The 14,668-nt window shown below is 51.3% G+C and carries 12 protein-coding genes; 7 read left to right on the top strand and 5 right to left on the bottom strand.

Annotation, left to right across the window (positions count from 1 at the left end; translation table 11 throughout):
- Positions 1-99 precede the first annotated feature (99 nt).
- Entirely contained in the window at positions 100-942 is an 843-nt protein-coding gene (locus tag C2U41_RS08350) for an aminoglycoside phosphotransferase family protein (protein ID WP_016150204.1), read from the bottom strand.
- Positions 943-1,132: 190 nt separating this feature from the next.
- On the opposite strand from C2U41_RS08350, the gene C2U41_RS08345 reads away from it, so the two are divergent.
- Positions 1,133-1,924, top strand: coding sequence for an MBL fold metallo-hydrolase (locus C2U41_RS08345; protein WP_103848901.1), 792 nt, complete (start codon positions 1,133-1,135; stop codon positions 1,922-1,924).
- 26 nt (positions 1,925-1,950) lie between these two features.
- Here the strand turns inward: C2U41_RS08345 and C2U41_RS08340 are convergent, their stop codons facing one another.
- Positions 1,951-2,295, bottom strand: a complete 345-nt coding sequence (locus C2U41_RS08340) for a DUF1294 domain-containing protein (protein WP_003028959.1) — start codon at positions 2,293-2,295, stop codon at positions 1,951-1,953.
- Positions 2,296-2,529: 234 nt separating this feature from the next.
- Between C2U41_RS08340 and C2U41_RS29950 the strand changes: the two genes are divergently transcribed.
- From C2U41_RS29950 to tus, 3 genes are all read left to right on the top strand, one after another.
- On the top strand, positions 2,530-3,048 hold the full coding sequence (locus C2U41_RS29950; RefSeq protein WP_003836400.1) for a hypothetical protein: 519 nt from the start codon (positions 2,530-2,532) through the stop codon (positions 3,046-3,048).
- Positions 3,049-3,276: 228 nt separating this feature from the next.
- Positions 3,277-4,578 (top strand): two-component system sensor histidine kinase RstB, encoded by a 1,302-nt coding sequence (gene rstB, locus C2U41_RS08330; protein WP_103848922.1) that lies wholly within the window; start codon positions 3,277-3,279, stop codon positions 4,576-4,578.
- A gap of 73 nt (positions 4,579-4,651) precedes the next feature.
- Positions 4,652-5,581 carry a DNA replication terminus site-binding protein gene (tus, locus tag C2U41_RS08325; protein ID WP_103848900.1) on the top strand — a complete coding sequence of 310 codons (930 nt, stop codon included), beginning with the start codon at positions 4,652-4,654 and terminating at the stop codon, positions 5,579-5,581.
- Here the strand turns inward: tus and fumC are convergent.
- Positions 5,578-6,981, bottom strand: a complete 1,404-nt coding sequence (fumC, locus tag C2U41_RS08320; RefSeq protein WP_079933991.1) for a class II fumarate hydratase — start codon at positions 6,979-6,981, stop codon at positions 5,578-5,580. The two genes, tus and fumC, sit on opposite strands and share 4 nt — an antisense overlap.
- Positions 6,982-7,122: 141 nt before the next feature.
- The gene (fumB, locus tag C2U41_RS08315) at positions 7,123-8,769 is read right to left on the bottom strand and encodes a class I fumarate hydratase (RefSeq protein ID WP_032935806.1); all 1,647 of its coding nucleotides are present in this window, start codon (positions 8,767-8,769) and stop codon (positions 7,123-7,125) included.
- A 262-nt stretch (positions 8,770-9,031) separates the two neighbouring features.
- On the opposite strand from fumB, the gene manA reads away from it, so the two are divergent.
- Both manA and C2U41_RS08305 read left to right on the top strand, forming a co-directional pair.
- Positions 9,032-10,207, top strand: a complete 1,176-nt coding sequence (manA, locus tag C2U41_RS08310; protein WP_103848899.1) for a mannose-6-phosphate isomerase — start codon at positions 9,032-9,034, stop codon at positions 10,205-10,207.
- A 106-nt stretch (positions 10,208-10,313) separates the two neighbouring features.
- Complete coding sequence (locus tag C2U41_RS08305; RefSeq protein ID WP_003028973.1) at positions 10,314-11,822, top strand: YdgA family protein; 1,509 nt, start codon at positions 10,314-10,316, stop codon at positions 11,820-11,822.
- A gap of 47 nt (positions 11,823-11,869) precedes the next feature.
- On the opposite strand, the gene C2U41_RS08300 is transcribed toward C2U41_RS08305, so the two are convergent.
- On the bottom strand, positions 11,870-12,898 hold the full coding sequence (locus tag C2U41_RS08300) for a Mal regulon transcriptional regulator MalI (RefSeq protein WP_003028974.1): 1,029 nt from the start codon (positions 12,896-12,898) through the stop codon (positions 11,870-11,872).
- A gap of 169 nt (positions 12,899-13,067) precedes the next feature.
- Here C2U41_RS08300 and malX point away from each other — a divergent pair, with 169 nt between their 5' ends.
- Positions 13,068-14,660: a maltose/glucose-specific PTS transporter subunit IIBC gene (gene malX / locus C2U41_RS08295; RefSeq protein ID WP_003843555.1), complete on the top strand. Its 1,593-nt coding sequence runs from the start codon at positions 13,068-13,070 to the stop codon at positions 14,658-14,660.
- Positions 14,661-14,668: the final 8 nt, after the last annotated feature.

Below are 14,668 nucleotides of genomic sequence, written 5' to 3'. Positions count from 1 at the left end.
AATTTGAGCTAAACAACACACCACCACTCACTGATTAATTAATATAACGTTTATCAGGCTAATGATAACTCTTAAGAATTACTAACCCAGTGTCGTAGATCAAAGTTGATTATCACCTGAAGCAAGTTCCGCCATCGCTAGCTCCGCAATACGCAGAGGTACCGTTGCGCTGTCCCCCTCTTGCAGAAACCAGACGGACGACAACCCACACCAGGCAACAATCCACATCAGCAAACGTTGCCGTTCAATTCTTGCGATTTCAGACACAATGTTGACTCGTTGTGTGAATGTTTCCGGCTCAATGGCAACAGGTCTGGTGGGTTCGGCAAGATCAGGGTTAGTAAAAATATTGGCGTAATCAAAGCCACGCTCGCCCAGCAGCCCTTTGGGATCGATAGCCAGCCATCCTCTCGTTCCGAAATCAAGAATATTGCCGTGGTGTAGGTCGCCGTGTAATACGACTTCATCTTGGGGTGAAGATAGCAGTACATTTGCCACCGCTGCACAACGCGTCAGGATACCGCCATGCTTTTTCGCGGCGGGAGCCAGGTCGCTAAACCAATGGTGCAGAGGTGTTAACGCTGGCGTAGACGCATTCCGGGAGAAATGGAGTCTACTGGCAGCATGGCAAATAATGCGACAAGCCTGCGCATCGTTACCAGTCCAGGACATGTCCGCTAAAGACCCTGTCCCTGTCGCACGTTCCAGCAGAATCGCCCCTGCTGCATGAGCAAGTACTTTCGCTGCGCCATTTCCGTTCCACCAGACCATGAGTTCACAGCCGATCCGTTCACTGTCATCGTCGGTGATTTTAAGTATGGCTTTCTGACCGTCCCTGATGACCACTACAGGCAAAAGCTGTGATGTGTGTGTTTCAACCGGTTCACCATCTGGAGTGAGTCCCCAACGGTTGAGCCAGGTGTTGAACAGGCGATTTTCCAAACAATATCCTCATTTTTCTCTGGAAGATGGTAACCAAAAGGATCCGTGTCGGCATTATTCCTGTTTTCTTTTGGTTGAGCTACAACCTCCCACAGCCGTCATCACTGACTTAAAGGGTTGAGCACTAACAGGCACATCCTTGTGTATCTGTGTGCCATGCTGACTGTGTTCGGTAAATAAGGAGGACACGATGATCACGTTATGCAAAACCTGTGGAACATCCTATGAGGTAACTGTTGCCCATCCGGAACAGTGCGATATCTGCCAGGATGAACGCCAGTATGTCCCTGCGAGCGGACAGGAATGGGTCGATTTTACCGCCCTGTGTGCATCGCATACAAATAAGTGGAAGCAACACGACAGTACTCTCCTCAGCATCCGCACCGTTCCTGATTTTGCAATTGATCAGCGCGCGTTTATTCTGCGTACCTCTGAAGGCAATATTTTATGGGACTGCATTGCCTCGCTCGACGATGCCACAAAAACGCTAATAACGTCCCTTGGCGGGCTTAAGGCTATCGCGATATCGCATCCTCATTACTACACCACCATGCAGGACTGGGCTGCAGAATTTAACGCACCGATTTACCTTCATGCCAGCGACAGAAGGTGGGTAATGCGCGACAGCCCGTGGATTAGATTCTGGGATGGCGACACCATTGAGTTAACCCGTGACGTCACGGTGATACGTCTCGGCGGACACTTTGCTGGCGGCTGCGTCCTGCACTGGGCGCGTGACGAAGGCGTGGTGCTTTCCGGCGACATCGTCCAGGTTACGCCAGGTGCGCATGCCGTCTCTTTTATGTGGAGCTACCCTAATATGCTACCGTTGCCAGCTGCAACGGTCAGCAACATTACCCAGAGACTGAGTAAAGTGAAATTTAAGCAACTTTACGGCGCATTTGCAGGAAAAGATATTACGCAAAATGCCGATGAAATTGTGCGGCGTTCAGGTGAAAAGTATATTTCCTGCCTCAGATAAACCGGCAGTTTATTCACCAACCAGACTCAGGAAGGTAAAAATGGATAGAACTGATAAACCACGCCCATCACAGAAATACTCACTATCACACTGATAATGAAGTAGGTTTTGAAAGGCTGCTTTTGTGTTTTATGGCGAAAGATTTGTTGACCCGCTATCGCGCCACCCCATCCGCCCACAACGCCAAACACCAGCAATGTGGATTCCGGCACTCTACGCCAGTCCTTGCGTGCCGCCATTTTGTCCACGCCGTATAACAGCAACGTCAGTATGTTGGCGAGTAGAAACCATATAACAAGAGGGTGAGCGGTGAAAATGCAGCCGATCGCTGCAAAAATGAGTAGCGAATAACAACAGCGATTGAGATTCATATTTTCAGTCACAGCACTTTTCAGGAAGTTTCGTCACCCATTATACGCAAGGTCAGTCATCCCTGCCATGGGTGAGAATACCCCTTTTACTATTATGCCTATATCCCCAGAAATAGCGGAAATTCTCTGGTCTGCGGCGTACCTAACAATTCAAACAAGAGAACCGTTTTCATTATTCAGAACAAATGGTAATTTATTAAATCCAAATGGAGAAATTGTTCTGGAGTCGCAGGGATGAGAAAATACTCATATCCATATTTGTTTTTTGTCACCGTCTTATCTCTCGGCGCAATTTTTCTTTTTTACTGGTGGAAGGTAACGATATACAGAGCGACTTTTCTCTACCCGCTCACATCCAAATACCTCATACTTATTTCTCTGGCAGTGTCATTTTTAATTACCTTATTTCTGGTAGGTAATGGGATAATGAAAAAAAGTCCCTTCCAAACTTATCTGAAATTATTTGGTAGCATCAGCATTGTCATGGTGCTGTTTTCAGTGATCACAGTTATGGCGATAACCTGGTTCATTCCAGGTGTCCCCTCGTCCTATACCGCTCCATACACCTACTCTACAGGAAGTTCTAAAAGCTGTTCGGGGGCTGATGTTGACGATCCGGATCTCGGGACTAACATCAGAATTTGCTATCCCGAAGGTAACTACGAATATAACAACACAATCTATGTTGAGAAACGAAGTAACCTTTTAGGTGCGGTCGTAACATACGCCAGAACAACACCATCCCGATTTTGATTAACTTACCGCGTACAAAGCAATGCGTTATCAAGCGAAAGGTCATTTCGCCCCCGTAGGGGCCATAAGAATGCAGAAAAGAGTTATACAGTGTACTCTGCCTGGATAAACACGCCAGATGGTGATCAGATAACCTTTCTGCTCCCACGCATCGGCGGATACTGCTGTGCCCCTTTTCCCCTGAGGGACACGAGAACTCGCTAACTTATTGAGCGTTCGGTGATTTTTATGAAGAAACTGTTTGTGCAGTTTTACCTCCTGCTGTTTGTCTGCTTTTTGGTGATGACCCTGTTGGTCGGCCTGGTATACAAATTCACCGCAGAACGCGCAGGCAGACAATCGCTCGACGATTTGATGAAAAGCTCGTTGTACCTGATGCGCAGTGAACTACGCGAAATCCCGCCACGCGATTGGGGTAAGACGCTGAAGGAGATGGACTTAAACCTCTCATTTGACCTGCGTGTTGAACCGCTGAATAAGTACACACTGGATGCCCCAACCATGCAGCGTTTGCGCGAAGGCGATATTGTGGCTCTTGACGATCAATACACTTTTATTCAACGCATTCCTCGCAGCCATTATGTGCTGGCCGTCGGCCCGGTTCCTTACCTTTATTTTCTTCATCAAATGCGCCTGCTGGACATCGCGCTGATGGCGTTTATTGCTATCTCACTGGCCTTCCCGGTACTGATCTGGATGCGTCCACACTGGCAAGAAATGCTAAGACTCGAATCCGCCGCACAACGTTTTGGTGAAGGACATCTGAGTGAACGCCTTCATTTTGACAACGGTTCCAGCTTTGAGCGCCTGGGCGTAGCGTTTAACCAAATGGCCGACAATATCAATGCGCTGATCGCCAGTAAAAAACAGCTCATCGATGGTATTGCCCATGAGCTTCGTACTCCGCTGGTACGTTTACGTTACCGGCTGGAAATGAGTGATAACCTCACCGGTCAGGAATCTCAGGCGCTTAATCGTGATATCGGCCAACTGGAAGCGTTGATCGAAGAGTTACTGACCTACGCCCGCCTGGATCGCCCGCAAAATGAACTGAAGCTCAGCGTACCTGACCTGCCTGTTTGGTTGACAACCCATCTGGAGGATGTGCAAAGCGTGAATCCTGGCCGTGCGGTGCACTTACGTCATCTCGAAACTGGCGACTACGGCGCGTTGGATATGCGCCTGATGGAGCGGGTCCTGGATAATTTGCTGAACAATGCCCTGCGCTATTGCCAGTCTACAGTGCAAGCCAGTCTGCTGCTGAACGGCAATCAAGCCACGCTGGTAGTGGAAGACGACGGTCCCGGTATTGCACCAGACGCTCGCGAACAGGTTTTTGAACCGTTTGTACGCCTTGACCCCAGCCGTGACCGGGCAACCGGGGGTTGTGGGCTTGGGTTAGCCATCGTCCACTCAATTGCTTTGGCTATGGGGGGGACGGTCGTCTGTGATGAAAGTGAACTTGGCGGTGCCCGGTTTACTTTCCGTTGGCCCGTCTGGCATCACATTCCCGAAATTTCAGCTGCCTGACCTATTCTGCTCGGTGGTCAGGCGGTGGAGGTTGTGCTATAAAAAAGTATGTTGTAACTAAAATGGTAAACCTATGGCCCGTTACGATCTTGTTGACCGCCTGAACGGCACCTTTCGCCAGATGGAACAAGAACTGGCACTTTTGAACGAAAACCTGTTGCAGCAGACGCTGCTGATTGCGCGCGTATTCTCGTTACCGGAAGTGGTTAAAGAGGCAGAGCATGCCCCTCTGCAGAGCATTAATGTTAAGCAGCATTTAGGCAAAGAGGCTGAAGCGCTGGCACTGCTCCATTACCGTCACCTGTTTATTCAGCAGCAGTCCGAAAACCGCAGCAGCAAAGCAGCCGTCCGCCTACCGGGTGTATTGTGCTATCAGGTTGATAACGCAGCGCAATGTACTCTGGAAGAACAAATCCAGCGTATAAACCAGTTGAAAACCACCTTCGAGCGCATTGTTACAGTGGAATCAGGGCTGGCGCCGGCAGCTCGTTTCGAATGGGTGCATCTTCATCTGCCGGGGCTGATTACTTTGAATGCCTATCGCACGCTAACCGTAGTCCGCGATCCTGCCACCCTACGATTTGGCTGGGCTAATAAGCACATCATAAAAAACCTGAAACGCGATGAAGTACTGCAGCAACTGGAAAAAAGCCTGACGTCACCGCGCAGCGTACATCCCTGGACACGTGAAGAATGGCAGGCGAAGCTTGAACGCGAATATCAGGATATCGCCGCCTTACCGCAGCAGGCCCGCCTGAAGATTAAAAGGCCGGTAAAAGTGCAGCCTATTGCCCGCGTCTGGTACAAAGGAGAGCAAAAACAGGTGCAATATGCCTGCCCGACGCCACTGATTGCTTTGCTTAATAACGACAACGGTATGACCGTACCGGATATCGGTGAGTTACTGAATTATGATGCCGAAAACGTTCAGCATCGTTTTAAACCTCAGGCGCAGCCGTTGAGATTGATTATTCCCCGGCTGCACCTGTACGTTGCGGATTAACTGCCTGGCCGCATGCTGCCAACCATCAGCTCCGGGCGTACCCAGCTGTCGAACTCCGCTTCGGTTAGATATCCCAGCGCCAGAGCGGAGGCTTTTAAGGTCAGCCCTTCTTTATGGGCTTTTTTGGCAATTTCAGCCGCTTTATCGTAACCGATATGGGTATTGAGCGCGGTCACCAGCATTAGCGACTCGTTGAGCAGTTGATCGATTCGTTCACGATTAGGCTCAATCCCCGTCGCGCAATGTTCATTGAAGCTTTCCATACCGTCCGCCAGCAGGCGTACCGATTGCAGGAAGTTGTGGATGACCATTGGTCGATAAACGTTGAGCTCAAAGTTACCTGACGCCCCACCCATGTTGATGGCGACATCGTTGCCCATCACCTGGCAGCAAAGCATAGTCAGCGCTTCACACTGGGTTGGATTGACCTTGCCCGGCATGATCGAGCTGCCCGGTTCGTTTTCCGGAATTGAAATTTCGCCAATACCACACCGGGGACCGGATGCCAGCCAGCGTACATCGTTGGCGATTTTCATCAGCGACGCTGCCAGTCCTTTTAGCGCGCCGTGAGCATGAACCAGGGCATCGCAGGTGGCGAGCGCTTCAAATTTATTCGGTGCGGTAACGAACGGCGCACAGGTGATGACCCGCAGTTCATCCGCAACCCGGCGGGCGTATTCGGGATGAGTGTTCAGTCCGGTACCTACCGCGGTTCCCCCCAACGCCAGCTCCGCCACGTGTGGTAAGCTGTTTTCGATGTGTCTGAGGTTATGTTCTAGCATTGCTACCCAGCCGGAAATCTCCTGGCCAAGCGTAAGTGGAGTTGCATCTTGCAGATGTGTACGACCAATTTTAACTATATCGGCGAAAGCGTGGGACTTATCACTGAGCGTTTTGGTCAACACATTTAATCGAGGGATCAGTGATTTACGCAGCGCCAGCAGTGCGGCAACGTGCATTGCGGTCGGGAAGACATCGTTCGAGCTTTGGCTTTTATTGACATCATCGTTGGGGTGTACTTTTCGCTCCATCCCCCGCACGCCGCCCAGCAACTCGCTGGCTCGGTTTGCCAACACCTCGTTCATGTTCATATTGCTTTGCGTGCCGGACCCAGTTTGCCAGATGGCCAGCGGGAACTCATCGCGGTGTTTATCTGCCAACACCTCATCTGCAGCCTGCATAATAGCCCTGGCTTTATCCTCAGCCAGCAGCCCAAGATCCTGGTTAACCTTTGCTGCGGCGCGTTTCGTCAGCGCCAGCGCATGGATCAACGAGACCGGCATTTTCTCCGTAGAGATACGAAAATGCTCCAGTGAACGTTGGGTTTGCGCGCCCCAAAGCTTATCGGCAGGAACATCAATCGCCCCCATTGAATCATTCTCGCGGCGTACCGTTACCATTACCTGCTCCTTACATTAACAATTGATTAGGTTATGTTTCGACATTGCCCACTTGCGTTGGTCTTATGAGTATTAACGAGGATAAAACTGTCGTTTGGTGGTTCGTGCGGTAAAAAAAACCGCCCCGAAGGGCGGTTGACGTTACTTAACGCAGCGTGCGCACTGCGACGTCTGAATTTGCTGGAAGAAATCATTGCCTTTGTCATCCACCAGGATAAACGCCGGGAAATCTTCCACTTCAATTTTCCAGATGGCTTCCATCCCGAGTTCCGGGTATTCCACGCACTCCAGACTCTTGATACTGCCCTGGGCCAGCACCGCGGCAGGGCCGCCAATACTGCCTAAATAGAAGCCGCCATGTTTATGGCAAGCATCGGTCACCTGCTGGCTACGGTTGCCTTTCGCCAGCATAATCATGCTCCCACCAGCGGCCTGAAGCTGGTCAACATACGAGTCCATACGTCCGGCCGTGGTTGGGCCAAGCGAACCAGAGGCGTAGCCTTCCGGCGTTTTTGCCGGACCGGCGTAATAGATCGGGTGATCTTTAACATACTGCGGCAAACTTTCACCGTTATCCAGACGTTCTTTCAGTTTCGCATGCGCAATATCACGGCCAACAATAATTGTACCGTTGAGTGACAAACGCGTAGAGACCGGATACTGCGACAGCTGGGCCAGGATCTCTTTCATCGGACGATTGAGATCAACGCGCACCGCTTCGCCCTCTCCCGCCTGACGCAACTCTTCTGGAATGTACTTACCTGGATTATGTTCCAGTTTTTCGATCCAGATACCTTCACGGTTGATCTTGGCTTTGATATTTCGATCGGCTGAGCAAGAGACGCCCATAGCAACCGGACACGACGCGCCGTGACGCGGCAGGCGGATCACGCGGATATCATGCGCGAAGTACTTCCCGCCAAACTGCGCACCCAGCCCCAAATTCTGCGCTTCAATCAGCAGCTCTTTTTCCAGCTCCACATCACGGAATGCCTGCCCATGCTCGTTACCTTCGGTCGGCAGCTCATCGTAGTATTTAGCCGAAGCCAGTTTTACCGTTTTCAGCGTAGCTTCCGCTGACGTTCCGCCGATCACAAACGCAATGTGATACGGCGGACAAGCCGCAGTACCCAGCGTACGCATCTTTTCAACCAGGTAATTTTTTAATTTGCCCGGCGTGAGCAGCGCTTTGGTTTCCTGGTACAGATAGGTTTTGTTCGCCGAACCGCCACCTTTGGCAATACACAGGAATTTGTATTCATCGCCGTCGACGGTATACAAATCAATCTGTGCTGGCAGGTTGGTGCCGGTGTTCACCTCTTTATACATATCCAGCGCTGCGTTTTGTGAATAGCGCAGGTTGTCTTCGATGTAGGTGTTATAGACGCCTCGAGCCAGCGCCTCCTCATCGCCACCACCGGTCCAGACACGCTGACCTTTTTTACCCACGATAATCGCGGTTCCGGTGTCCTGACAGGTCGGCAAAATGCCTTTTGCCGCGATGTCAGAGTTACGCAGAAATTGCAGGGCCACATACTTGTCGTTTTCGCTGGCCTCTGGGTCGCGCAGAATATCGGCTACCTGCTGTTGATGTGCGGGACGCAGCATAAACGACGCATCATGAAAGGCCTGACGAGCCAGCAGGGTTAAAGCTTGTGGCGCGACTTTAACAATCTCCTGCCCTTCAAATTCGGCAACAGAGACATAGTCGCTGGTCAGCAGATAGTATTCGGTATCATCCTTTTTGAGGGGGAAAGGATGCTGATAATGAAAGGGTTTGTTTGACATTGTGCTCTCACTTACTGCTCGGTCTGGTTATTCTCTGGGCAGATGTTCCGTTGCCCTGCTTCCCTGCCGCAGATCCGGTTGTAGAAGGAAGGGCTGTCTGCAACCGGAATCACTCAGGGTATTAAAAGCGAGTCTCCATATCCTACACATTTTTTTAACAAAAACTGAGACAAGTACGACTTTTTACATGTGCAGGTTACTTCCCTCAGGGTTTCTTGGTTTAATAGCCGTAGAAAATTCCACATTGAAACAGGGCTTGATAATGCAAAAACTCATCAACTCAGTGCAAAACTACGCCTGGGGAAGTAAAACGGCGTTAACGGAACTCTATGGCATTGCCAACCCCACTCAGCAACCGATGGCTGAGTTGTGGATGGGTGCGCATCCGAAAAGCAGTTCGCATGTTCTGGGCGCTGACGGCCAGACGGTTGCTCTGCGCGACGTTATCGAGCACGATAAATCCGCACTGCTGGGCGATGCCGTTGCGCAGCGTTTTGGTGAGCTGCCCTTCCTGTTTAAAGTGCTCTGCGCTGCACAACCGCTTTCGATTCAGGTTCATCCTAACAAGCACAACTCTGAAATTGGATTTGCCAAAGAAAACGCCGCAAGGATCCCGATGGATGCGGCTGAGCGCAACTACAAAGATCCTAACCACAAACCGGAACTGGTTTTTGCTTTGACGCCTTTCCTGGCGATGAACGCATTCCGCGAGTTCTCTGACATTGTTGCATTGTTACAACCCGTCTCCGCCGCACATCCGGCTATTGCGCATTTCCTGGAAGAGCCGAGTGCAGAACGTCTGAGCTATCTTTTCGCCAGCTTGCTGAATATGCAGGATGAGGAGAAATCCCATGCGTTGGCGATCCTGAAATCAGCGCTGAACAGCCAGCAGGGTGAACCTTGGCAAACCATCCGTCTGATCGCCGACGTCTACCCGAACGACAGTGGGCTCTTCTCCCCGCTACTGCTCAATGTGGTGAAACTCAATCCAGGCGAAGCTATGTTCTTATTTGCCGAAACCCCGCACGCTTACCTGCAAGGTGTGGCGCTTGAGGTGATGGCTAACTCGGACAACGTGCTGCGTGCCGGACTGACGCCAAAATATATTGATATCCCGGAACTGGTCGCCAACGTGCAGTTTGTCGCCAAGCCAGCAAACCAGTTACTGACCACGCCGGTTAAGTCTGATGGCGAACTGGATTTCCCGATCCCGGTTGACGATTTTGCGTTCTCCCTGCATGAGCTTACTACCAGTGGCGCAGATATCAGCCAGCAAAGTGCGGCCATTTTGTTCTGCATCGAAGGTGAAGCTGTACTGAGCAAAGGCGAGCAACGTCTGGTTCTGCGACCGGGTGAATCGGCCTTTATTGGCGCGAATGAATCGCCGGTTAACATCAGTGGCGCAGGTCGTTTAGCCCGGGTTTATAACAAGCTTTAGCAAGATACTGATATTTTTAACAACTCTTGCTAAGCTGTAGTGAGTTAAAGACATGTCACTCCTCCAGGCGTCTTAAAACGCTTGGTTTTATTTTATGGATATCGAAATGAAAAAATCGCTGGTAGCTGCGGGTGTGGTGGTTGCGCTGGGTATCGTCTGGACGGGCGGCGCCTGGTACACAGGAAAGAAACTCGAAACGCATCTCGCCGAGATGGTGACGCAGGCAAACGATCAGTTAAAACGTTTCTCCCCTGAGGCGGGTATTGAACTGAGTTATCAAAACTACCAGCGCGGGGTGTTCAATAGCCAACTGCAATTGGTGGTGAAACCAATAGCCGGGCAGGCAGATTCCTGGCTGAAACCGGGGCAAAGTATTGTCCTGGATGAAACGGTGGATCACGGTCCCTTCCCACTGGCCCAACTGAAGTCACTGAATCTGGTTCCGGCTATGGCCTCCGTGAAAACGACGCTGGTGAATAACGACGTTACCAAACCGCTGTTTGATATTGCCAAGGGTGAGTCGCCATTTGTCATTAACTCCCGTATCAGCTACAGCGGCGATACCCGTTCCGATCTTTCCCTTAAACCACTGAACTACGAGAAAGGCGACGAAAAAGTAGCCTTCAGCGGCGGGGAATTCCAGTTTACAGCAGACAAAGAAGGTAACGCTGTCTCGCTGACAGGCAATGCGCAAAGCGGCGTGGTCAATGCGGTCAACGAGTATGACCAGAAAGTACAAATGACTTTCAATAATCTGAAGACTGAGGGTTCCAGCAGTATTGCCAGCTTTGGTGAGCGCATCGGCGACCAGAAATTGTCACTCGAAAAACTGTCGATCTCGGTCGAGGGTAAAGAGTTGGCGGTTCTGGAGGGCATGGGTATCGATGGCAAATCCGATCTGGTTAACGACGGTAAAACTGTCAACAGTCAGCTGGATTACACGCTGAACAGCCTTAAATTGCAGGGCCAGGATATGGGTAGCGGTAAGCTGACGCTGAAAGTTGCCCAGATTGACGGTGAAGCCCTGCATCAGTTCAGTCAGCAGTATAGCGCCCAAACCAAGGCGCTGATGGCGCAGATCGATGTGGTACAAAATCCTGAGCTTTATCAGCAAAAAGTCACCGAAGCTTTCTTCAATGCGCTGCCGATACTGATGAAAGGCGAGCCGGTTATCACCATTGCCCCGCTGAGCTGGAAAAATGCGAAAGGTGAAACCGCATTTAATCTGTCACTGCTGCTAAAAGATCCGACAGCAAATACTGAGGAACCACAAACGCTGGCTCAGGAAGTGGATCGTTCGGTCAAATCACTGGATGCCAAGCTGACGATTCCGGTCGATATGGCGACTGAGTTCATGACGCAGATCGCCAAAATTGAAGGCTATCAGCAGGAGCAAGCGGCCGATCTTGCGAAGCAACAGGTGAATGGCCTGGCGGCAATGGGTCAGATGTTCCGTATTACAACGATGCAGGACAACGTCATCGGCTCCAGCCTGCAATACGCAAACGGACAGGTTACGTTAAACGGACAAAAAATGCCGCTGGATGAGTTTGTTGGCATGTTCGGTATGCCTTCTCTCGGCGAACCGGATGCCCCGGCTATCCCGCAACAGTAAATACGCGTGACAACAGGCCCGATAACCGTGTGTTTATCGGGCCTTTTTTATTTGGCCACCACCAGACGGGCGGAAAGCGTCAGGTTACGCGAATGACCATCATCGTGACCAATGCGCTGCAGCATGCGCTCAGCAAGGGTATATCCCATTTCACGCGCAGGCGTGCAGGCCCAAATAATGGGGATATCGTCCAGTGCATTTTCCGCTACATCGGCAAATCCCGCTAAGGAGATCTGCTGTTCGAAATAGCGATCTACGCCAATTTCACCACTCTGACGCCCCGCTCTCATCAGGCCAAACCAGGCGCCAACGGCAATGGTTTCGTTGTAGCACACCACTGCGCTGATCGTTGGGTTACGACGTAACAGCGCGGTTACCTCCTCTGCGGCCTGCTTCTGGCTGGATGAACACTCCAGCACCCAGTCGCTATGAAACGGTAAACCATACTTTAGCAACGTCGTACAATAGCCGCCGACACGCTCTGCGCGAGTCAATGAGGAACTCTGCCCCCCCAACCACGCTATTCGCTGATGTCCGTGGCGGATAAGATGTTCAACCAGCAATTGCGAAGCCTGCATGTTGTCAGGTCTGACGGTGTCGACATCATCCAGGTAGCTTGCCCGAGAAGCAAACACCACCGGTATCCCCTTATCGGCGGCCAGTTGTTGTAGGTCGTCGCTACTGCCGGCAGCCCCGGCGATCACCACACCATCAACCCCTTGATTTAGCAACATAGCGAAACGCTGCGCGAGCTGTTCGCCATCTTTGCCACCATGTAATAAAAAGACCATGCGCCCCTGCGCTTCTAATGCTTCCGTCAGTCCCGCCGTCAACTCGGCGTAAAACGGCGTAGAAAGATCGCGCACAATCAAACCAATTACCCCGCTCTGCCCGCCACGCAGCGCCGATGCCTGGCGATTACGCACAAACCCGAGTTGCTCAATAGCGGCATTCACGCGTTCGCCTGTCGCGGATGAAATACGACCTTTTCCACTAAGCACCAATGAGACAGTACTGACCGAAACGCCCGCGGCCAGCGCAACATCATGGATGGTTATTTTTTTGGCTATAGCCATAAAAACGGAAAACTCCCTGATAACGTGACGGATAAAACGTTTTATCAATCACTTCTATTTATACGCCCTATTATCGTTCGATAATGTGATTTATACCGCACTAAAATTAGGTAAAACGTTTTATCTTCTCGCCATCATTAGTCAGCTAGCTTTTACGAGGAGTCGTTTGATGACGACGAGAACTACACCAAAAATAACGTTATGGGAATTTTTCCAGCAGTTGGGCAAAACCTTTATGCTCCCCGTAGCGCTACTCTCATTTTGCGGAATCATGTTGGGGATCGGCAGCTCGTTAAGCAGCCATGATGTCTTAACGCTGATCCCGGCATTAGGTAATCCGGTACTGCAGGCCATCTTTACCTGGATGAGCAAAGTAGGCTCATTTGCGTTTAGTTTCTTACCGGTGATGTTCTGTATTGCCATACCTCTCGGCCTTGCTCGCGAGAACAAAGGCGTAGCGGCATTTGCCGGTTTTGTTGGTTATGCGGTCATGAACCTTGCCGTCAACTTCTGGTTAACCGCGAAAGGTATCTTACCTACCACGGATGCCGCGATCCTGAAGGCCAACAACGTGCAGAATATCCTGGGGATCCAGTCGATCGATACTGGGATCCTCGGTGCTGTTATTGCCGGGATCATCGTCTGGATGCTGCATGAACGTTTCCACAACATTCGTCTGCCGGATGCGCTGGCTTTCTTCGGCGGCACCCGCTTTGTGCCTATCATCTCCTCGGTGGTGATGGGGCTGGTCGGGCTGGTTATTCCCCTGATCTGGCCGGTTTTCGCCATGGGCATTACCGGGCTCGGCCACATCATCAACAGCGCGGGAGAATTTGGCCCAATGCTGTTTGGTACCGGTGAACGTCTGCTGCTGCCGTTTGGACTGCATCATATTCTGGTGGCGCTCATTCGCTTCACCGAGGCTGGCGGCACGCAAGAAGTCTGCGGTCACAGCGTGAGCGGCGCACTGACTATTTTCCAGGCTCAACTGAGCTGCCCGACAACACAAGGTTTCTCTGAAAGCGCAACCCGCTTCCTGTCGCAGGGCAAAATGCCTGCGTTCCTCGGTGGTTTACCGGGGGCAGCGCTCGCTATGTACCACTGTGCTCGCCCTGAAAATCGTCATAAAATTAAAGGGTTATTAATTTCCGGTCTTATTGCCTGTGTGATCGGCGGTACCACCGAGCCCCTTGAGTTCTTATTCCTGTTCGTTGCCCCAGTTCTGTATGTGATCCACGCCCTGCTGACCGGTCTTGGCTTCACTGTGATGGCAGTGCTTGGCGTCACCATCGGTAACACCGACGGTAACCTGATTGACTTCGTGGTGTTCGGCATCCTGCATGGACTCTCTACCAAGTGGTATCTGGTCCCTGTTGTGGCGGCGATCTGGTTCGCGGTGTACTACGTCATCTTCCGTTTCGCCATCACACGCTTCAATTTGAAGACACCAGGTCGGGACGTCGAAATTGCCAGCAATATCGAAAAAGTAATGGCTGGAGCGCCGGGTAAATCCGGTTACAACGTCCCTGCCATTCTGGCGGCGCTTGGCGGTGCGGAAAACATCGTCAGCCTGGATAACTGCATTACCCGTCTGCGTTTGTCAGTGAAGGATATGTCTCTTGTGAATGTACAGGCACTGAAGGACAATCGCGCCATTGGCGTAGTGCAACTCAATCAGCATAATCTTCAGGTCGTTATTGGCCCACAGGTCCAGTCAGTGAAAGACGAGATCGCAGTTCTGATGAACACCGTACAAGCTTAAGGACAATG

The sequence above is a fragment of the Citrobacter freundii complex sp. CFNIH4 genome (genome assembly GCF_002934505.1).
GTDB classification, from domain to species: Bacteria; Pseudomonadota; Gammaproteobacteria; order Enterobacterales; family Enterobacteriaceae; genus Citrobacter; species Citrobacter freundii.
Note: the sequence above shows the minus strand (reverse complement) of the source record. Positions and strands in the feature narration are given on the sequence as shown.